Source organism: Streptomyces sp. SID486, assembly GCF_009865385.1.
Taxonomy (GTDB): Bacteria; Actinomycetota; Actinomycetes; order Streptomycetales; family Streptomycetaceae; genus Streptomyces.
On the sequence record NZ_WWJT01000642.1, the window covers coordinates 1 to 18557 of the forward strand.

The following is an 18557-nucleotide window of genomic DNA, read 5'->3' on the forward strand; positions in this document are numbered from 1 at the left end:
CACGTCCCCGCCGCCTCCGGATAGCCTCTCCCCCATGAGCAGGCCCGTCACCTTCGTCCCGCCCGCCGGGGCGCGCGCGTACGCCCTCCGGACCGCTCGCGGGGAGTTCGCCGTGGTCGACGCTCCCGTAGCCGCCGGTGTCCGGCCGCGGGGCGTCGCGCTGCTGCTGCCGGGATTCACCGGGAGCAAGGAGGACTTCAACCCGCTGCACGGGCCGCTCGCCGAGCGCGGATACCGGACCGTCGCCGTGGACGGCCGGGGCCAGTTCGAGTCGGACGGCCCCGTGGCGGACGAGTCCGCCTACGCGCAGGAGGAGTTGGCCCGGGACGTCCTCGCGCAGGCGGAGGCGGTCGGCGGCCCGGTGCACCTGCTGGGGCACTCCCTCGGCGGTCAGATCACGCGCGCGGCCGTCCTGCTCGACCGCTCGCCGTTCCTGTCGCTCACCCTGATGTCGTCCGGACCGGCGCAGATCTCGGCCTCCCAGCAGGAGCGGGTGAAGCTGCTCCGGGACGCGCTCGCCGTGCTGAGCATGGCGGAGGTGTGGGAGGCGATCCAGGCGACGGAGCCGCCGGAGGAGACCGACACGCCCGCCCTCGACGCCGGGCTGGACGACCGGGACGACCTGCGGCGCCGCTGGCTGGCCACCAAGCCCGCGCAACTCCTCGCGACCGGGCGCCAGTTGTGCACCGAGCCGGACAGGGTGGCCGAACTCGCCAGCGTCGCACTGCCGTTCCACGTGCTGTCGGGTGCGCGGGACGACACCTGGCCGCTGCCCCTGCTCGACGACATGGCGGTACGGCTGGGGGCGCGGCGGACGGTCGTCGAGGGCGCCGAGCACTCGCCCAACACCGACCGCCCCCTGGAGACCGCCCGGGCGATCGCCGACTTCTGGGACGACGCCCCGGCGGAGCGGTGAACCGGCCCTGCGCCACGGACCGGACGGCCCGCGCCACGGAGCAGGTGACCGGCCGCCCCGCGCCACGGACCAGGTGATCGGACCGGACGGCCCGCGCCACGGACCGGGTGAGCGAGCGGACGGCACCGCGGGGCAGCTGCCGTTAGTACTGTGCGCGCAGATGGCTCCAGAAACCGTCCCTGAGGGCGCGCCGCAGGTCCGCGTGGCCGCGCAGGGAGTGCTGGAGCAGTTCCTCGGCCTCGACCAGCAGGTCCTGGTCGACGGAACCGGGCAGGTAGGGGTGTCCGGGGAGCAGTTCGACCAGGGCCTCGCGGCCCCGGGAGGACAGCCACCGGGCCGCGATCTGGGCGCCGACGAAACGGACGTCCTCGCGGGCCGGCCGGGCGGTGCCGGTGGCGTCGTACAAGGCGGCCGTGCGCCGGGAGACGTACGGCTTGAAGAACTCCAGGTCGAAGGTGCGCTGGCTGTCGACCTCCCAGAGCAGCGGCTCGGCCTGGTTGCGGCCTTCGGGCGCCTCGATGCCCCAGAGGTGGACGCGGGCTCCGTAGCCCTGCGCCGCCTCGACGGCCGAGACCAGGTCCTCGTCGCCGCCGAGGAGGGCCGCGTCGCTGATCGCGCGGTGCCTCGCCAGTGATTCGAGGTCGCTGCGGATCAGCGAATCGACGCCCTTCTGCTGGTTGTTGGCGTTGAGGTTGCCCAGGCGCACCTTGACGTCGGGCAGTTCGGCGATGGTCTGCTGCTCGGCGGTGTGGATGCGGCGGCGGGCGCCGTCGTACCAGTAGACGCGCAGCAGCCGGCTGTCCGCGAAGATCGTGCGCGCCTTGTCGATCAGGGCGTCGATCAGTCCCTCGGCGTCCAGGTCGAAGGCACGGCGGTCCTCGGTCCCGGCGACCAGCCGGCCGGCGGCCGCGTACAGATAACCCGCGTCGACGAAGATCGCGTGGGTCGAGGGCGTCTTGGCGACCTCGGCGAGCATGCGTTCCAGCAGCTCGTTCGTGCGGTCGATACGGGCGCCCACGGCGGCCAGGTCGTCGTTCATCGCCTCCATTGTCCCGGTGGTCACACTGCGAACACAACCGGTCCCGGTGGGTTCCTCCCGCGCCGCTTACCAGTCAGTAATTAGTCGTTCGAAAAATTTCTTTAGCGTAGGGAATGTTCGTAACACGAGACGTGTTGACTAGGTACGACGCTGGATACACAGACGTCACTCAAGTAGTTCTCCGCAGGAGGATGACCAGACGAAGGGAGAAGCCCATGCGCTTCGAAATCATGCGTCTCGACGAGGTCGACGGCACCACCGTGGACAGCACCGTCGTGGACGCCGCCTCCGTCAACCGGATCGTGCAGCAGGCCGCCGCCATCGGACAGCGCCTGTGGATCCGCCCGGCCGAGATCCCGGCCTCGTAGCCCGCACGCGGGCGCCAGCCACTCAAGCTTTCCGGGGGAGCCGAGCCCACGAGGGGCTCAGCTCCCCCGGATCACCTGAGTGACCCCGTTGATGATCTGCTGGACCGCGATCGCGGAGAGCATCATGCCCGCGAGGCGCGTCACCAGGACGACTCCGCCGTCCTTGATGACCCGGATGATCAGCAGCGAATAGCGCATCACCAGCCACAGCACGACGTGGATCGCGAGGATCGCGGACCACACCGAGACCTGCGCGGACAGGCTGCCGGCCTTCTGCACGGCCAGGATCACGGACACGATCGCGCCGGGCCCCGCCAGCAGCGGCATGCCCAGCGGCACCAGTGCCACGTTGACGTCCTTGGTCTGCTTCGGCTCGTCGGTCTTGCCGGTGAGCAGGTCCAGCGCGATCAGCAGGAGCAGCAGACCGCCCGCGATCATCAGCGCGGGCACGGAGACGTGCAGGTAGTCGAGGATCTGGTGGCCCAGGACGCCGAAGACGGCGATGACCCCGCCCGCCACGCAGACGGCCTGGAAGGCCATCCGCTTCTGCACCTTGGCCGGCCGTCCGGCGGTCAGGGCGAGGAAGATCGGGGTGATCCCCGGGGGATCCATGATGACAAAAAGGGTCAGGAACAGGGAGCCGAAGATGGCGATGTCGAACATGGGTGTGCTTACTGGCCTTGCTGGGAGAGAAGACGGGAGACGGGCATGAAGGCGGCGTGAGCCGGTGCGGGCCGGGGCCCGGGAGGCTCAGGCTCCGCCGGCACCCGGAACCGGGAACGCCCCGGTGGCCCGCCGGGTGATCTCGCCGTACACCTCGGGGTCGGTCGTGTAGGCGCCGAGCGCGACGGTCTTGCGGCTGCCGTGGTAGTCCGAGGAGCCCGTGACCAGCAGTCCCGTCTCCTTCGCCAGGGCGCGCAGACGGTCCCGGGCATCGGGGTCGTGGTCCATGTGGTCCACCTCGATGCCGTCCAGACCGGCCTCGGCCAGCTCCGCGATGCGGGACTCCGGCACGGTGCGGCCGCGTTTGGCGGCGGCCGGGTGCGCGAAGACGCAGACCCCGCCCGCGCCCTTGACCAGCCGGATCGCCTCGAACGGGTCGGTCTCGTGCTTGGCGACGTAGGCCCGGCCGCCGTCGGCCAGCCACTCCTCGGTGAACGCGTCGCTCACCGTCGGCACGACGCCCAGTTCCACGAGCGCGCTCGCGATGTGCGGGCGCCCCACGGACCCGCCCGCGGCGATCCGCTCGACCTGTTCCCAGGTGACCGGCACACCCAGCGCGTTCAGCCTGGCGACCATGCCCCTGGCCCGCGGCACCCGGTCGTCCCGGACCAGCTCGCGCTCGGCGAGCAGGGCGGGCTCCTCGGGGTCGAAGAGGTAGGCGAGCAGGTGCATGGAGACGCCGTCGGTCTGGCAGGACAGCTCGGCGCCGGTGACCAGGGTCAGCCCCGCGGGCAGCGCGCCGAGCGCCTCGGCGTGGCCGCGGGTGGTGTCGTGGTCCGTCAGCGCGACGACGTCCAGTCCGGCGGCGGCGGCGTTGCGGACCAGCTCGGCCGGGGTGTCCGTGCCGTCGGAGGCCGTGGAGTGGCAGTGCAGGTCGATGCGCACGGCTGCTCCAGACGATGACGGACGACGAGGGGGACACTCAAGGATAGCGGTGTTTCGCCCCCGCCTGTCACACCCGGAACCGCCCGGCACCCTTTACTTCAGCGCCCCCGCGAGCCGGTGACCTGCGAAAGCCATGCCTTCCGCCGTCGCGGCCCCCGAACGGAAACCCGGCCCCGGGCGTCACGGCTGGAGCAGGCGCGGCGACAGCGCGCCGCAGGGCACCAGGTCTATCTCCGCCCCCGCGTCCCGCAGGTCGGTCAGCACCAGCTCGTCGTACATGAGCAGGCCGGACTGCTCGGGCCACATCACCGCCCACAGCCACATCCCGAGGGCCTCACCGGCGAAGACGGCCCGGTCGTCGGGGGTGCGGTAGACGTGCCACAGGGGGGTCGGGCGGCCGGCGGCCAGCACCTTGGCCTGCGGCGGCTTCTCCACGTTCATGTAGGACCCCGGGTCGGGGCCGTCGATGCCGGCGTAGCGAGCGCCGAGGCCGACACCCAGTTCCTCGGCGATCAGGATCATCTCGCCGGGACCGCCGAGCGGCCCCGGGCCCGAGCAGGCCACGGCGGTCGCCCGGCCTCCGCTGCGGTCGTCGCCGGCGTACGCGACACCCGTGAACAGCCATCCGACCGGGAGCGGCCACGGCATCCACACCGGCACCTGGGTGCGATGCACGACGACGTTGAGCGCCTCGACGCTGGGCGGGATCACGGGCTGCAGCGGATACACCGGGCCGTGCGCATCGCACTGCCACGCATCGGCGAAGAGTCCGGGAGCCCTGACCCGGCCACCGCACTTCGGGCAACTGGGTTCGCCCCTCATAGGGCTCCACGGTCCTACCCCCGCCCGCCCACGTCAAGGACGATCACCCGTCCGGACGGAAGACCCGGCCACCCGCCCCACCAGCAATGATAGATGTACCTTGCATTTATTAGCAGAGCTAACTTATTATGTGCATATCCCAACTATCTAGTGAGGACGGGAGAAGCACATGGACCCCTTCGACGCGGGAGCAGGCGGCATCCTGCGGCAGCCCAAGGCGGTCTGGGCCACGGCCGGCGCGTCCGTCGTCGCCTTCATGGGCATCGGCCTCGTCGACCCGATCCTGCCGTCGATCGCGCAGGGCCTGCACGCCACCGCCAGCCAGGTGTCGCTGCTCTTCACCTCGTACTTCCTGATCACCGCCGTCGCGATGCTGCTGACCGGGTTCGTCTCCAGCCGCATCGGCGGCAAGAAGACCCTGCTCGCCGGACTCGCGCTCGTCGTGGTCTTCGCGGGACTCGCCGGCACCTCCGACTCGGTGGGACAGCTCGTCGGGTTCCGGGCCGGCTGGGGCCTCGGCAACGCGCTCTTCGTCTCCACCGCCCTCGCCGTCATCGTGGGCGCGGCGGCCGGCGGGAGCGCCGCGGCGATCCTGCTCTACGAGTCCGCGCTCGGCCTCGGCATGGCCTGCGGGCCGCTGCTGGGCGCCCTGCTCGGCAACGCCAGCTGGCGCTATCCGTTCTTCGGCACCGCCGTCCTGATGGCCATCGGGTTCCTGTGCATCACGGCGTTCCTGAGGGAGCAGCCGAGGCCGGCGCGCAAGACCTCGGTGCTCGACCCGGTCAGGGCGCTCGGCCACGGCGGTCTCGCCTCGGCCGCGGCCTCGGCGTTCTTCTACAACTACACGTTCTTCACCGTGCTGGCCTTCACCCCGTTCGTGCTGGACATGACCCCGTACAAATCCGGCGGCGTGTTCTTCGCCTGGGGTGTGCTGCTCGCCCTGTTCTCGGTGATCGTCGCGCCCCGGCTGCAGGCGCGGTTCGGCTCGCTGAAGGTGCTCGGCGGCTCGCTGGTGCTGCTCGCGGCGGACGTGCTCGTGCTCGGCTACGGCGACCACACCACGGCGGTGGTCTGCACCATCCTGTCCGGTGCCTTCATCGGCGTGAACAACACCGTCTACACCGAACTGGCCCTCGGGGTGTCGGACGCCCCGCGCCCGGTGGCGAGCGCGGGCTACAACTTCGTCCGCTGGTTCGCCGCCGCCGCGGCGCCCTACTTCGCGCCGAAGATCGAGGAGTGGACCGACATCCACATGCCGTTCGTGGTCGCCGCGGTCACCGCGGTGCTGGGCGCGGTGGTGGTCGTCGTACGGCGCCGGGCCCTCACGCACGAGGCGGCGGAGCTGGAACCCGCGCACGCCGCCGAGGACGGGGTCGGCGTCTTCGCCAACTGACCGGATCCCGCCTTACGTTGTGGTGAGATGGGTCACCCGGCGGGCGATGGCATCAGTCCAGCGGGACGGATCCGCGGGCCGGGTCCCGCAGGTCCGTCCCGTGTCCGAGCCAGCGCTCCTGGAGGGCCTGGGCGCCGTGCACCCGCTTCCAGGCGGCCTCGTTCGGGGTCATCGGCAGCAGCGGCAGGAACCGTACGGGGTCCATCGGGGCGTCCAGCTCCAGGTCCTCCACGAGCCCGCCGGGCTCGCCCACCAGCACGGAGGTGAAGGGGGCGCCGGGCCACAGCGCCTCGCCCACGTCCAGGGAGGCACCCGGGGTCACCACCAGACCCTCCACCTGCGGGGTCGCGGCCAGGACGGCCAGCGGGCGGAGCACCTTGTCGGTCTCGGCGAGGCCGGCGCGGACGGACAGGACCAGTTCGGCGCGCGGGCCCTTGACCGGGTCCGCGAGCGTCGCCGTGGGGTCCGTCATGGGGTGCGCGGACATGCCGAGGGTGGCGTAGCGGACGACGTCCCCGTCCTGGAAGCGCAGCACCTCGATGCGGTCCGTGCCGAGGAAGGTGACCGCCGCCCGGGCGTCCGGTTCGCCGAGCGCGGTGCTCAACCGGGCTTCGACCAGAGGAAGAACATCAGCCATGCGCTGAGCATAGAACTCGTCAGTAGCGAGCAAAGCGTCGCCTTGACAGCACGGGCGGCTGGTACTCTGAGCCGGTGGTTCGGGGCAGCACGTCGAAGCGTCGCTTCAAGTCCCGACGCCGATGAGACTCCCTTACGAGGGACCGGCCGGAGGAGGTGGGGCTGTCATGGATCGAAGTCGACCTGGTAGTACCACTCGCTCTTCCGGCTGCTGACGTCATTACCGGCTGGCCGCCGCCTTCCCTCGCGCATCGTTCGTCCGGAAGAGCACTTCGTCTCGCCTTGCCTGATCTGCCTGATCTGAATCAGTTCTGCATCAGTAGCGAAGTCGCCACCGCGACGGTGCGGTGCTCCCCGCTTTGTGGACGTGCCAAACATCTTTCCCCTGACCCGACAGGGGAGACCTCCGCCGGACGTCCCCATTCCGGGTAGTTCCACCCCTTGCCGTGCGCTTTCGCTGCCCGCCCGCGAAGGAGCCTGCCCATGTCGATGATCCGCGACCTGCGTGCCGTGGTCCGCCCGTCGTCCCGCGTCTCGCTGCGCAAGGACACCGGCGCGTCGTACGACACCACGCGCGACCCCGCGACGCCCTCGGCCGTCGTCGACTGCGCCGTCTACCGCGACGGCGCCCGGGTGCCGAGCGCCAAGCCGCTGACGCCGCAGGAGGCGATGCGGCAGGTGCGCCGCGACGGCGGCTTCGTCTGGATCGGACTGCACGAGCCGACCGAGGCGGAATTCGCGGGTATCGCGGGCGAGTTCGGGCTGCACCCGCTGGCCGTCGAGGACGCGGTGCAGGCGCACCAGCGGCCCAAGCTGGAGCGGTACGACGACTCGCTCTTCACGGTCTTCAAGACCATCCACTACGTCGAGCACGACCGGCTCACCGCCAACAGCGAGGTCGTCGAGACCGGCGAGGTCATGTGCTTCACCGGCCGGGACTTCTTCATCACCGTCCGGCACGGCGGCCAGGGCTCGCTGCGTGCCCTGCGGCACCGCCTGCAGGACGACCCCGAGCTGCTCGCCAAGGGCCCCTCGGCCGTGCTGCACGCCATCGCCGACCACGTCGTGGACGGGTACATCGCCGTGGCCGACGCGGTGCAGGACGACATCGACGAGGTGGAGACCGAGGTCTTCTCGCCCGGCCGCAAAGGCGGGGTGTCGCGCGGTGTGGACTCGGCGCGCATCTACCAGCTCAAGCGCGAGGTGCTGGAGTTCAAGCGCGCGGTGGCGCCGCTGCTGCGGCCCATGCAGCTGCTGAGCGAGCGGCCGATGCGGCTGATCGACCCGGACATCCAGAAGTACTTCCGGGACGTCGCCGACCACCTGGCCCGGGTCCAGGAGCAGGTGCTGGGCTTCGACGAACTCCTCAACTCCATCCTCCAGGCCAACCTCGCGCAGGCGTCCGTCGCGCAGAACGAGGACATGCGCAAGATCACGTCCTGGGCCGCGATCGTCGCCGTGCCGACGATGGTGTGCGGGGTGTACGGCATGAACTTCGACTACATGCCGGAGACGCACTGGCGGTACGGCTACCCGGTGATCATGGCCATCACCGGGGTCATCTGCCTCGGCATCCACCGCACGCTGAAGCGCAACGGCTGGCTGTGAGGTCCGCTGCGCGCTACCGGCCTGGATAGGCTGGGCGCATGACAAGCGAGCTGCTCGACCGGGCCCTCATCGAGGAGGCCACGAAGAAGTCCGGCCTCGTCTGGGTCCGGGGCACCGCCGCACCGGCCGCGCGTGCGCTGTGGCATGTGTGGCACGAGGGCGCGGTGTGCGTGGTCGGTGGCGGGCCGGGCGAGCAGCCGCTGGACGGGCTGGCCGACGGCGGCTTCGCCGAGGTGAGCGTGCGCAGCAAGGACAAGGGCGGCCGGCTGGTGACCTTCGCGGTGGCCGTGCACGAGCCGGCGGCCGGCTCCGAGGAGTGGGAGGCGACGGTCGCCGAGCTGAAGGGCAAGCGGCTGAACGCCCCCGACGGCGAGGAGATGCCGGCCCGCTGGGCCCGCGAGTGCCGGGTGCTCCGCCTGGTGCCGACGGGTGCCGTGACGCCGCTGCCCGAGGGAAGCCTGGCCGAGCGCCCCGCACCGACCCCGGCGACGACCCGCCGCCCGGTTCCCGCGGCCCTGCCGAGGCTGCTGCTCAAGCGCCGCAAGCGCACGTGACAGACGGCCGGGGCCCGGCACCGCCGCGCGGGCCGAGCACCGTCGCGGCGGCGACCGGACGGTGACACGCACCCCCGGGCGGACGGCCGCGGTGGGGGCCGAGGACTGCGGGCCGCGGCTGCCGGTGGCCGCCGTGGGAGTCGTGGGCTCGGGGATCCGGGCCCCCGGGCGGACGGCCGCGGTAGGGGCTGCGGACTGCGGGCTGCCGACGGCCGCGGTGGGAGCCGAGGTCTGCGGGCTGCCGACGGCCGCGGTAGGGGCCGTGGGCTGCGGGCTGCCGACGGCCGCCGTGGGGGCCGTGGACTGCGGGCTGGGCCAGCGGGCAGTGGGGCTAGGACGTCGGTAGTTGTCTGCCGTAGTCCACCGTGTCCGAGCCGGACGGTTTCCTGACGGTGAAGTCCTTGTTCCAGTCCGCGAACCCGAGCGTCCCGGCGCCGCCGCCGCGGACCAGGCGGAGCGGGTACGGGGTGCCCCGGAGGGACACGTCCAGCGTGCCGCCGGAACCCGCGTCGCCGGTGATGCGGATCGTCGGGGTACCCGACTGGTCGGTGTGGCGGCCGTCGGTCGCCAGCGTGCCGTGCAGTGTCAGCAGACCGTCGAGGAGGACGTCCTTGTCCGTGAAGCCGCTGAACTTCTTGTACGCCGGGTCCCCCTGCGGCACCTTCACGTACTTGCCGTCCAGCTTGCCCGTGGCGCCGTCGCTGCCGTCGGCGTGGTTCCAGAAGTCCGCGTCGGCCTTGAGATACAGCTCCTGCCCCACCCGCAGCAGCTTGAAGGTGGCCCCCTGCGAGGTCACCGAGCCGCTGCCGCCGTCGGTCTTGAGCTGCATGTCTAGCCGGTACGTGCGGCCACTGGTGACCACGGTCCCGGACAGCCGCACGGCGGAGGCCGCGTCCGCCGCCGCCCGCGTCTTCGCCTCGATCCTGTCGGCGGGCAGTCTGCCCACCCCGTTCGTCCCCGCGTCCGGGTCGTCACCGCCGCACCCCGACAGCACCGTCGCTCCGGCGACGGCCAGCGCACAGGTCGCGGTCACCAGCGCGGTCCGGCGGGTACGGCCCCGGGGAATCGCAGTCACAGGTGGAGCTGCCTTTCTGACGGTTCCTGAGCGGCGTACCGCAGCGTACCGGTGCCCGGGGCGCCCGGCGGAGCCAGTCCGTCCGGACTCCCCACCAGGGCGTATCCGACCGGTACGGGCTAGCCTGAAGCGCACCCGAGCGGGCAATTCCCAGCAAATCCCCACACCGGTCCCCCTCGAACCCCAGGCAAAGGAAGCACAGCCATGGCAGCCGGCGTCCCCCGGATCTTCGTCTCGCACCTCGCCGGGGTCCCTGTCTTCGATCCGAACGGCGACCAGGCGGGCCGCGTGCGCGACGTGGTCGTCATGCTGCGGGTCGGCCGACGGCCGCCGCGCGTACTCGGACTGGTCGTCGAGCTGTCCACCCGGCGCCGTATCTTCCTGCCCATGACCCGCGTCAGCGGCATCGAGTCCGGCCAGGTCATCATCACCGGCGTCATGAACGTCCGCCGCTTCGAGCAGCGGCCCACCGAGCGGCTGGTCTTCGGCGAGCTGCTGGACCGGCGCGTGACGCTGGTGGAGACCGGCGAGGAGGTCACCGTCCTCGACGTGTCCGTGCAGCAGCTGCCCGCCCGCCGGGACTGGGAGGTCGACCGCGTCTTCCTCCGCAAGGGCAGGAAGGGCAGCGCCTTCCGGCGGGCCAAGGGCGAGACGCTGACCGCCGAGTGGTCGGACGTCACCGGGTTCTCCCTGGAGGAGCACGGACAGGGCGCCGAGAGCCTGCTGGCCACCTTCGAGCAGCTGCGCCCCGCCGACCTCGCCAACGTGCTGCACCACCTGTCCCCGAAACGACGGGCCGAGGTCGCCGCCGCCCTGGACGACGACCGGCTCGCCGACGTCCTCGAGGAACTGCCCGAGGACGACCAGATCGAGATCCTCGGCAAGCTGAAGGAGGAGCGCGCGGCCGACGTGCTGGAGGCGATGGACCCGGACGACGCGGCCGACCTGCTCTCCGAGCTGCCCGAGGAGGACAAGGAGCGGCTGCTGAGCCTCATGCAGCCCGCCGACGCGGCCGACATGCGCCGCCTGATGTCGTACGAGGAACACACGGCCGGCGGCCTGATGACGACGGAGCCGATCGTGCTGCGGCCCGACGCCACCGTCGCGGACGCACTCGCCCGGGTCCGCAACCCGGACCTCTCCCCCGCCCTCGCCGCCCAGGTCTACGTGTGCCGTCCGCCCGACGAGACCCCGACCGGCAAGTACCTGGGCACGGTCCACTTCCAGCGGCTGCTGCGCGACCCCCCGTACACCCTGGTCAGCTCGATGCTGGACGACGACCTCCAGCCGCTGGCCCCGGACGCCGCCCTGCCGGTGATCGCCGGGTTCTTCGCCACCTACGACATGGTGGCGGCGCCGGTGGTGGACGAGTCCGGGGCGCTGCTCGGCGCGGTGACGGTGGACGACGTACTGGACCACATGCTGCCCGACGACTGGCGCGAGACGGAGTTCCACCTGAACGAGGGGGAGGAGACGGCCACCCATGGCTCCTGAGCGCGAGACCGCGAACCGCGAGCGCAGTCCGGCGGGCGCCACGGCCGCCGCCCGGCCCCGGACGCCCCGGCTGGACCAGCCGCGCCCGCCGCGCCGGCGGATCCTGCCCGAGTGGGACCCGGAGGCCTTCGGCCGGCTGTCGGAGAAGATCGCCCGGTTCCTGGGGACCGGACGCTTCATCGTGTGGATGACGGTCGTCATCATCCTGTGGGTGCTGTGGAACATCGCCGCGCCGGCGGCGCTGCGCTTCGACCAGTACCCGTTCATCTTCCTGACCCTGATGCTGTCCCTGCAGGCGTCGTACGCCGCCCCGCTGATCCTGCTCGCGCAGAACAGGCAGGACGACCGGGACCGGGTCAACCTGGAGCAGGACCGCAAGCAGAACGAGCGGTCCATCGCCGACACCGAGTACCTGACCCGGGAGGTCGCCGCGCTGCGCACCGGCCTGGGTGAGGTGGCCACCCGTGACTGGATCCGCTCGGAGCTCCAGGACCTGCTGAAGGAGCTGGAGGAGCGTCGCCGCCACGACGGGCACGGCCCTCACGTCGTATTCCCGGCGGAACGGGCGGAACGGCCGCCGGGACGTGACACAGACGACCGCTGAAGGGCATCCCTCAGGCCCCTCGGCGCGCCGTACCATCGTCCTTATGGCTACGGAAGACGCGGTGCGCGAGGCACTGGCGACGGTGAACGACCCCGAGATCAACCGACCGATCACCGAACTCGGGATGGTCAAATCGGTGGAGATCGGCGCGGACGGAGCGGTCGCGGTCACCGTGTACCTGACAGTCTCCGGCTGTCCGATGCGCGACACCATCACCCAGCGCGTCACCGAGGCGGTCTCCCGGGTCGAGGGCGTCACGCGTGTCGACGTCACCCTGGACGTGATGAGCGACGAGCAGCGCAAGGAGCTGGCGGCGGCCCTGCGCGGCGGCCAGGCCGAGCGCGAGGTCCCCTTCGCCAAGCCGGGCAACCTCACCCGGGTCTACGCGGTCGCCTCCGGCAAGGGCGGTGTCGGCAAGTCCTCGGTCACCGTCAACCTGGCCGCGGCGATGGCCGCCGACGGTCTCAAGGTCGGCGTCGTGGACGCCGACATCTACGGCCACAGCGTGCCGCGCATGCTCGGCGCCGACGGCCGGCCCACCCAGGTCGAGAACATGATCATGCCGCCGTCCGCGAACGGCGTGAAGGTCATCTCCATCGGCATGTTCACCCCGGGCAACGCCCCGGTCGTGTGGCGGGGCCCGATGCTGCACCGCGCCCTGCAGCAGTTCCTCGCCGACGTCTACTGGGGTGACCTGGACGTCCTCCTGCTGGACCTGCCGCCCGGCACCGGCGACATCGCGATCTCCGTGGCCCAGCTGGTCCCGAACGCCGAGATCCTGGTCGTGACGACCCCGCAGCAGGCGGCGGCGGAGGTCGCCGAGCGGGCGGGCTCCATCGCCGTGCAGACCCACCAGAAGATCGTCGGCGTGGTCGAGAACATGTCCGGCCTGCCCTGCCCGCACTGCGGCGAGATGGTCGACGTCTTCGGCACGGGCGGCGGCCAGCTGGTCGCCGACGGTCTCACGCGTACGACCGGCGCGACGGTGCCGGTCCTCGGCAACATCCCGATCGACGTCCGGCTGCGCGAGGGCGGCGACGAGGGCAGGCCCGTGGTCCTGACCGACCCCGACTCGCCGGCGGGTTCGGCGCTGCGCGCCATCGCCGGAAAGCTGGGGGGCCGTCAGCGGGGCCTGTCCGGCCTGTCGCTGGGGATCACGCCCAAGAACAAGTTCTGATCTCTCACGTCTGCGAGCTGCGGCTCCGCCACCAGTCACTTCTCTGACCAGTGGCGGAGCCGTCGACGTTTGTCATCGCTGGTCATCGCTGGTCATCGCCGAGCACCGCCTGACGGCCCAGAGACGGCCCGGGCGACGGAGGCCCGCGATCCCCGCCTCAGGAGCGCGGTTGATCGACTTGGCGGTCGACCTGCGGGATGAGTGCTCCGGCGAACCAAGGGCAACCGCCCTCTCGGTGTCTGCCGTTCCCCTGGTACCCCGCTCGTTCTGGCACGGTTGTGGCACAACCGCTTCGTCCCGAAGTATCGGGGACGCTCGTCTCTCTTAGAGGGACAGCCCCGTCTCCGCTTGAGGCGATTCCTCCGCTTCCTCCTCCGGCTCTGCCGAGGGCTCTTCTTCCTGTGGCTTCGGAGCTCCACACTCCAGCACAATCTCGTCGAACACCTCGCCTTCGGGGCAGCTGTACTTGGCACTGAAGAAGAAGCTGCACACGGAGTACTTGGTGGGATCGTTCGGGTCGGGCACCTTCACCGGATTCAGCGTGGTGATGTCCGGGGGGCAGTCAGGGCGGTTGGGATCGAAGCTCGCAGCTTTGACGGCGGAGAGCGGATTCGCCTGCGCCGTGGTGATGGTGGGTAGGAGAGCCATGCCGGCCAGGCTGAAGCATGCCAAAACCCGAGTCGTAGAGCGATTCACCAGGGACCTTCCATCAAGACGTGGAGCGGCACTGAACGGATGCCACACGCCAGTCGAACACGTTGAGTGTTTACAATATCACTCAACGTAATCGACGTTGATGATCTTGTAGGTTCAGTGAGGCCGGAGTCCCCTCTGCCCTGCTACACGTTTGCGCCCGGCCGTACCCACCACTCAACCCCGATGGCGTACGGGATGGGAGCACCCCGCGCTCGCCCCTACGGACCCGCAGCCGGGAACGGCGCCCCCTCCATCCCGGCGCCGGCCGATCCCCCGCCGGAGGCATTGTCTTGGTCGTGGCCGCGCTGTGCGGTGATCGACTCATGGCTATCGGCCCTGTCCACCTGTGGGCGCGCGTCGGCGCAGCGCGATCCTCGGCGGCCGCCAAGTGGGTGTCCTTGAGCCCGTGCGGATCCAGCGGCGGATCAGCGCGGTCGGCACGATCATGGTCTGCCGCCAGACCGTCTCCCTCGGCCGTCCCTATGCAGGGCAGACCGTGACCGCGCACGTGTCCGACACGACGATCAGCGTCGAGCTGGACGGATGGCTCCGGGTGATCCGCCGCACGACCCACGTCCCAGTCCGTAACGTGAAAGCGAACAAGCCCCCACGGGGCTCCCTACATTGTCCAGGCCCACCGTCATGCACCACCCGGGAACGGAACGTCAGGCATCAGCTGGGATCCGACATAGCCGGCTCGGCTGAGCGCGGTCAGGTGATCGAGGTACTCGATGAGGTAGAGAAACCTGAAACGGCTCTAGGGGCTTTCGTTTGGATCAGCGGGCGGACCACAGGAAGATGCCGGCGATGTGGAGTCCGGCCAGGTAGATGGTGGCGGTCTTCTCGCAGCGGGTGGCGAGGCCGCGCCACTGCTTGAGGCGGTTGATGCACCGTTCGACGGTGTTGCGCTGCTTGCAGGTCTCGCGGTCGAAGGCTGGTGGTCTGCCGCCCCGGCTGCCTCGTCGCAGCCGGTGGCTGCGCTGATCTGCCGGGACCGGGATCACCGCGCGGATGCCACGCTTGCGCAGGTGGTCGCGGATCGCGCGGAATGAGTAGGCCTTGTCCGCCACGACCACGTCCGGCCTGGTGCGAGGCCGTCCGCGTCGTCGGGGAACGCGCAGGCGGGCCATGACGTCGGTGAAGGCCGGTGAAACTGATCCAACGAAACTGCCTAGGCGGCCCAGCTTGCTCAACAAGGCCAGTGACCTGATGTTTTGCCCGCAGAACAAGTTCTGAGCCGGCTGCTGCGACAGCCGGCCGAGAGGGCGCCGGTCCGCACCGGCGCCCCTTCGTCATGCGTAGGCGGCGACGTCCTTCACGACGGCGAATCCGAGCCCGTACGCGCTCATACCCCGCCCGTAGGCCCCCAGATGGACCCCGGACCCGGTGGTGCCGGCCAGGATCCAGCCGAACTCGGACTCCCGGTAGTGGAAGGAGGCCGCCACCCCGTCCACCGGCAGGGAGAGTCTGGACCACTCGGAGCCGTCCAGGTCGTCGGCCAGGGCCCACGCCGTCTCCGTCTGCTGCTCCAGCCAGTCGTCCCGCAGACTGTGGTCCATCTGCCCGGGCCAGGTGAACGACAGCAGGCCCACACCGGCCAGCCAGGCCGCCGAGGACACCGATGTCGCCTCCAGCAGCCCGGTGCCGTCGGCGCTCCGCCGGGACGGCTGGGCGGCGACCGTCACCACGACGGCGAACTTCTCCCGCGGCTCACCGGCGGAGCCGGTCTCGCCCCGCACGGAGGGCTCGTCGCCGTGCCCGATCGAACCGTGCTCGACGGCGCCGTCGGCCGCCGTGCCGACCTGCATCAGCCAGCGCGGCCCCGTGAACGCCTCGTCGAGCCCGTACCACGGGAAGGGCGCCCGCAGGTAACCGTCGACCGTACGCCGGGCGGAGGGCAGCTGCTGTCCGCCCTCCGCGGCCGGCGTCTGCGCGCCCACCCGACTCGTCGTCTCCATCTGCCCGGACGCCTCCTCGCTCTCGTCGGACCGGGCTGACCCGCCCCCCTTCGGGCGTACGCGTCCGGTCCGCGCAACAACTCGGCAGCATATCCACACCGCTGAGACCGGCAGGGCAGGTGCCGGCTGCGTGGGTCGCGCGAACGGCCTGTTCAGGCCGGGTGCGAAGGGTGTGCGCTATGACACGCGTCACGTGCGCGGCGTACGCCCGCGTGCGCGTGTCGGTGGAGCGGCGGCGGTCAGGTGGCGTCCGCGTCGAAGGGCGGGCGCTCTTCGTCGCCGGGAGTCTCGGGCTTCTTGCTCATGTCGATGCGGCCGCCGGAGGAGGGGGACGCCGGGGGCGGGGCGGAGGCGTCGGTGTCGCGGCTGTTCACCGCGTCCGTGACCTCGGCCATCTCCTTCTTCAGGTCGAACCCGTTACGGATCTCCTTCAGCCCCAGATCGTCGTTGTCCAGCTGCTTGCGGATGAACGTCTTGGGGTTGAGGTCCTCGAAGTCGAAGTCCTTGAACTCCGGGCCGAGTTCGGTACGGATGTCCTGCTTGGCGCTCTCCGAGAACTCGCGGATCTTCCGGATCGTGCGCATCACGTCCTGGATGACCTTGGGGAGCTTGTCCGGACCGAAGACGAGCACGGCGAGCACGACGATCGTGGCCAGCTCCAGTGGTCCTATGTCATTGAACACCCGACGCTCCTTGCGATGTCCTCGGTCGCTCAACGGTACCCGGCGTTACCGTCCGACCGGTACCGTCCCAAGGTGAGACTTCTGTCAGTTCCGCTCCGACGCGCCCAGCACGAGTGACACGTCCCGCTCGCCGCCGTCGCGTTCGACGGTCAGGCGCAGCCGGTCGCCGGGCCGGTGGGCAGGGATCTTGACGATCAGCTCCTCACCAGTATGGACGCGTTCTCCGCCGACCTCGGTGATGACGTCGCCCGCCTCCAGGCCGGCCCGTTCGCCGGGGCCGCCGCGGGTGACGGCGGGGCCGCCGCTCGCGCTCCTGTCGTCGATGCGGGCGCCGTCACCGGTGTAGCCCATGTCGAGGGTGACGCCGATCACAGGGTGTGTGGCGTGGCCTTCGTTGATCAGTTCCTCGGCGACGCGCCTGGCCTGGTTGACCGGTATGGCGAAGCCGAGACCGATGGAGCCGGCCTGGCCGCCGCCCGTGGAGCCGGAGCCGGCGGAGCGGATGGCGGAGTTGATGCCGATGACCTCGGCCCGGGAGTCGAGCAGCGGGCCGCCGGAGTTGCCCGGGTTGATGGGGGCGTCGGTCTGCAGGGCGTCGACGTACGACACGTCGCTGCCGTCGCTCTTCTCCCCGCCGGCCGTGATGGGCCGTTCCTTGGCGCTGATGATGCCGGCGGTGACCGTGTTGGCGAGGTCGAAGGGGGCGCCGATGGCGACGACGGGGTCACCCACCCGCACGTCGTCGGAGTCGCCGAGGGTCAGCGGGGTGAGTCCGTGGACGCCGTGCACCTGGACGACGGCGAGGTCGTAGCCGCCGTCCCGGCCGACGACGTCCGCCTCGACGGTGTCGCCGCTGCTGAACGTCACGGATATCTCGCCGTCCCGCCCGGCGGGCTCGACCACGTGGTTGTTGGTGAGGATGTGCCCCCGGTCGTCGAGCACGAAGCCGGTGCCGGTACCCGCCTGGTCGGCCCCCTTGACGTGCAGGGTGACCACGCTGGGCAGGGCGCGGGCGGCTATCCCGGCCACGCTGTCCGGCGCGCGGCCGGCCGGCACGCCACCGGCCTGCGGCAGCCGGACGTCGCCGCCGAGGCCCTCGCGTCCGACGTAGGCGCCGACGACTCCGCCGATGCCCGCGGCCACGACGGCGATGCAGAGAGCCCATGCGAGGACGCGGCGCCTGGCCCGCCGAAGCCGCTGCTCGTCCGACGGCGTGCCGGCACCGGTCTGCAGCAACGGCCCCGGCGCCGGAAGCTGCGCCATGGCGGACCCGGCGGCTGCGGCGGCCCACGGGTCGTAACGCCCCCACGGCTCCTCCCCCGCCCCCGGAACGGAGGCAGCGGGCACCACGGAGGCACCGGCCACCACGGCCCCCTGCTCCGGCACGAGGGGCGCGGGGACGGCGCCTTGCGCCACGGGCGGGGGAACGGTGCCTTGCGCCATGGGCGGGCCAACGGCGCCTTGCGCCGCAGGCGAGGGCGCGGGGACGGGGGGCACGGGGCCGTGTGCCGTGGGCACGGAGGGCACGGGAGGCACCGGAGCCGGGCCGTGCGCCGTGGGCACGGAGGGCACGGGAGGCACCGGAGCCGGGCCGTGCGCCGTCGGGGCGGGCTGCGGTGGGGCCGTGGGCGCGGGGGCGGCCGTCCCCCGCGCCGGTGTGACGACCGGATGCTGCACCGGCGGCGCGGGCGCCCAGGGGCCGGGTTCGCCGTACGGCGGGGTGCTGTAGGGATCGGGATCGTGCAGCGGCCTGGGCCGCTCGCCGGGGCCCGTCACGGCGGCGGGGCCATCGGCTGCCACCTCGGCGGCGGTGCCGTCCGCGTCGGTGGTCCGCCCGGTCGCCGCCGCCTCGGTGATCGGCCCGGTCCCCGCCGGATCACCGGTGCCCGCCACCTCGATGGTCCGCCCGGTCCCCGCCAGATCACC

Annotated in this window: 18 protein-coding genes and 1 pseudogene; 8 read left to right on the top strand and 11 right to left on the bottom strand. The window is 71.4% G+C overall.

What is annotated here, in order from left to right:
• The first annotated feature begins 34 nt into the window (after window positions 1-34).
• Entirely contained in the window at window positions 35-916 is an 882-nt protein-coding gene (locus tag GT045_RS30060; RefSeq protein ID WP_202529162.1) for an alpha/beta hydrolase, read from the top strand.
• 142 nt (window positions 917-1058) lie between these two features.
• Here the strand turns inward: GT045_RS30060 and GT045_RS30065 are convergent, their stop codons facing one another.
• The gene (locus tag GT045_RS30065) at window positions 1059-1964 is read right to left on the bottom strand and encodes an NYN domain-containing protein (protein ID WP_202515256.1); all 906 of its coding nucleotides are present in this window, start codon (window positions 1962-1964) and stop codon (window positions 1059-1061) included.
• Window positions 1965-2170: 206 nt separating this feature from the next.
• Here GT045_RS30065 and GT045_RS39175 point away from each other — a divergent pair, with 206 nt between their 5' ends.
• A complete protein-coding gene (locus GT045_RS39175; protein WP_202515254.1) occupies window positions 2171-2323 on the top strand; it encodes a hypothetical protein in 153 nt (50 codons plus the stop codon).
• A 57-nt stretch (window positions 2324-2380) separates the two neighbouring features.
• On the opposite strand, the gene GT045_RS30070 is transcribed toward GT045_RS39175, so the two are convergent.
• From GT045_RS30070 to GT045_RS30080, 3 genes are all read right to left on the bottom strand, one after another.
• The gene (locus GT045_RS30070; RefSeq protein WP_161288401.1) at window positions 2381-2986 is read right to left on the bottom strand and encodes a MarC family protein; all 606 of its coding nucleotides are present in this window, start codon (window positions 2984-2986) and stop codon (window positions 2381-2383) included.
• An 87-nt stretch (window positions 2987-3073) separates the two neighbouring features.
• Window positions 3074-3931 carry a PHP domain-containing protein gene (locus tag GT045_RS30075; protein ID WP_161336103.1) on the bottom strand — a complete coding sequence of 286 codons (858 nt, stop codon included), beginning with the start codon at window positions 3929-3931 and terminating at the stop codon, window positions 3074-3076.
• Window positions 3932-4111: 180 nt separating this feature from the next.
• Window positions 4112-4753 (bottom strand): DUF6758 family protein, encoded by a 642-nt coding sequence (locus GT045_RS30080; protein ID WP_161288397.1) that lies wholly within the window; start codon window positions 4751-4753, stop codon window positions 4112-4114.
• Window positions 4754-4922: 169 nt separating this feature from the next.
• Here GT045_RS30080 and GT045_RS30085 point away from each other — a divergent pair, with 169 nt between their 5' ends.
• Window positions 4923-6146: an MFS transporter gene (locus tag GT045_RS30085; RefSeq protein WP_161336104.1), complete on the top strand. Its 1224-nt coding sequence runs from the start codon at window positions 4923-4925 to the stop codon at window positions 6144-6146.
• 52 nt (window positions 6147-6198) lie between these two features.
• Here GT045_RS30085 and GT045_RS30090 read toward each other — a convergent pair whose 3' ends face one another.
• Window positions 6199-6783: a suppressor of fused domain protein gene (locus GT045_RS30090; protein ID WP_161288392.1), complete on the bottom strand. Its 585-nt coding sequence runs from the start codon at window positions 6781-6783 to the stop codon at window positions 6199-6201.
• A 482-nt stretch (window positions 6784-7265) separates the two neighbouring features.
• Here GT045_RS30090 and GT045_RS30095 point away from each other — a divergent pair, with 482 nt between their 5' ends.
• Both GT045_RS30095 and GT045_RS30100 read left to right on the top strand, forming a co-directional pair.
• Window positions 7266-8390: a magnesium and cobalt transport protein CorA gene (locus GT045_RS30095; RefSeq protein ID WP_161336105.1), complete on the top strand. Its 1125-nt coding sequence runs from the start codon at window positions 7266-7268 to the stop codon at window positions 8388-8390.
• 38 nt (window positions 8391-8428) lie between these two features.
• Entirely contained in the window at window positions 8429-8944 is a 516-nt protein-coding gene (locus GT045_RS30100) for a hypothetical protein (RefSeq protein WP_161336106.1), read from the top strand.
• Window positions 8945-9275: 331 nt separating this feature from the next.
• Here the strand turns inward: GT045_RS30100 and GT045_RS30105 are convergent, their stop codons facing one another.
• The gene (locus GT045_RS30105) at window positions 9276-10019 is read right to left on the bottom strand and encodes a hypothetical protein (protein ID WP_345942799.1); all 744 of its coding nucleotides are present in this window, start codon (window positions 10017-10019) and stop codon (window positions 9276-9278) included.
• 204 nt (window positions 10020-10223) lie between these two features.
• Between GT045_RS30105 and GT045_RS30110 the strand changes: the two genes are divergently transcribed.
• Genes GT045_RS30110 through GT045_RS30120 form a run of 3 tightly spaced genes read left to right on the top strand, consistent with a single transcriptional unit; the run spans window position 10224 to window position 13294 of the window.
• Window positions 10224-11513, top strand: coding sequence for a CBS domain-containing protein (locus GT045_RS30110; RefSeq protein WP_161298478.1), 1290 nt, complete (start codon window positions 10224-10226; stop codon window positions 11511-11513).
• Entirely contained in the window at window positions 11503-12117 is a 615-nt protein-coding gene (locus tag GT045_RS30115; RefSeq protein WP_161298477.1) for a DUF1003 domain-containing protein, read from the top strand. Before GT045_RS30110 ends, GT045_RS30115 begins: the two co-directional genes overlap by 11 nt.
• Window positions 12118-12160: 43 nt before the next feature.
• Window positions 12161-13294, top strand: coding sequence for an Mrp/NBP35 family ATP-binding protein (locus tag GT045_RS30120; RefSeq protein WP_161298476.1), 1134 nt, complete (start codon window positions 12161-12163; stop codon window positions 13292-13294).
• 324 nt (window positions 13295-13618) lie between these two features.
• Here the strand turns inward: GT045_RS30120 and GT045_RS30125 are convergent, their stop codons facing one another.
• The 5 genes and pseudogenes from GT045_RS30125 to GT045_RS30145 all read right to left on the bottom strand — a co-directional run bounded on the left by GT045_RS30125 (window position 13619) and on the right by GT045_RS30145 (window position 18407).
• On the bottom strand, window positions 13619-13942 hold the full coding sequence (locus GT045_RS30125; RefSeq protein ID WP_161336107.1) for a carbohydrate-binding module family 14 protein: 324 nt from the start codon (window positions 13940-13942) through the stop codon (window positions 13619-13621).
• Window positions 13943-14766: 824 nt separating this feature from the next.
• Window positions 14767-15123: pseudogene (locus GT045_RS30130) on the bottom strand (transposase); the annotation flags it as partial.
• A 159-nt stretch (window positions 15124-15282) separates the two neighbouring features.
• On the bottom strand, window positions 15283-15948 hold the full coding sequence (locus tag GT045_RS30135) for a hypothetical protein (protein WP_161298475.1): 666 nt from the start codon (window positions 15946-15948) through the stop codon (window positions 15283-15285).
• Between the two features lie 239 nt (window positions 15949-16187).
• On the bottom strand, window positions 16188-16631 hold the full coding sequence (locus GT045_RS30140; protein ID WP_161298474.1) for a sec-independent translocase: 444 nt from the start codon (window positions 16629-16631) through the stop codon (window positions 16188-16190).
• An 84-nt stretch (window positions 16632-16715) separates the two neighbouring features.
• On the bottom strand, window positions 16716-18407 hold the full coding sequence (locus GT045_RS30145; RefSeq protein WP_345942800.1) for a trypsin-like peptidase domain-containing protein: 1692 nt from the start codon (window positions 18405-18407) through the stop codon (window positions 16716-16718).
• Window positions 18408-18557: the final 150 nt, after the last annotated feature.

Bases quoted from the DNA above. Each gene is read 5' to 3' on its own strand.
- GT045_RS30060 (WP_202529162.1), top strand. From the start codon at position 35: ATGAGCAGGCCCGTCACCTTCGTCCCGCCCGCCGGGGCGCGCGCGTAC.
- GT045_RS30065 (WP_202515256.1), bottom strand. From the start codon at position 1,964: ATGGAGGCGATGAACGACGACCTGGCCGCCGTGGGCGCCCGTATCGAC.
- GT045_RS39175 (WP_202515254.1), top strand. From the start codon at position 2,171: ATGCGCTTCGAAATCATGCGTCTCGACGAGGTCGACGGCACCACCGTG.
- GT045_RS30070 (WP_161288401.1), bottom strand. From the start codon at position 2,986: ATGTTCGACATCGCCATCTTCGGCTCCCTGTTCCTGACCCTTTTTGTC.
- GT045_RS30080 (WP_161288397.1), bottom strand. From the start codon at position 4,753: ATGAGGGGCGAACCCAGTTGCCCGAAGTGCGGTGGCCGGGTCAGGGCT.
- GT045_RS30085 (WP_161336104.1), top strand. From the start codon at position 4,923: ATGGACCCCTTCGACGCGGGAGCAGGCGGCATCCTGCGGCAGCCCAAG.
- GT045_RS30090 (WP_161288392.1), bottom strand. From the start codon at position 6,783: ATGGCTGATGTTCTTCCTCTGGTCGAAGCCCGGTTGAGCACCGCGCTC.
- GT045_RS30095 (WP_161336105.1), top strand. From the start codon at position 7,266: ATGTCGATGATCCGCGACCTGCGTGCCGTGGTCCGCCCGTCGTCCCGC.
- GT045_RS30100 (WP_161336106.1), top strand. From the start codon at position 8,429: ATGACAAGCGAGCTGCTCGACCGGGCCCTCATCGAGGAGGCCACGAAG.
- GT045_RS30110 (WP_161298478.1), top strand. From the start codon at position 10,224: ATGGCAGCCGGCGTCCCCCGGATCTTCGTCTCGCACCTCGCCGGGGTC.
- GT045_RS30115 (WP_161298477.1), top strand. From the start codon at position 11,503: ATGGCTCCTGAGCGCGAGACCGCGAACCGCGAGCGCAGTCCGGCGGGC.
- GT045_RS30120 (WP_161298476.1), top strand. From the start codon at position 12,161: ATGGCTACGGAAGACGCGGTGCGCGAGGCACTGGCGACGGTGAACGAC.
- GT045_RS30125 (WP_161336107.1), bottom strand. From the start codon at position 13,942: ATGGCTCTCCTACCCACCATCACCACGGCGCAGGCGAATCCGCTCTCC.
- GT045_RS30135 (WP_161298475.1), bottom strand. From the start codon at position 15,948: ATGGAGACGACGAGTCGGGTGGGCGCGCAGACGCCGGCCGCGGAGGGC.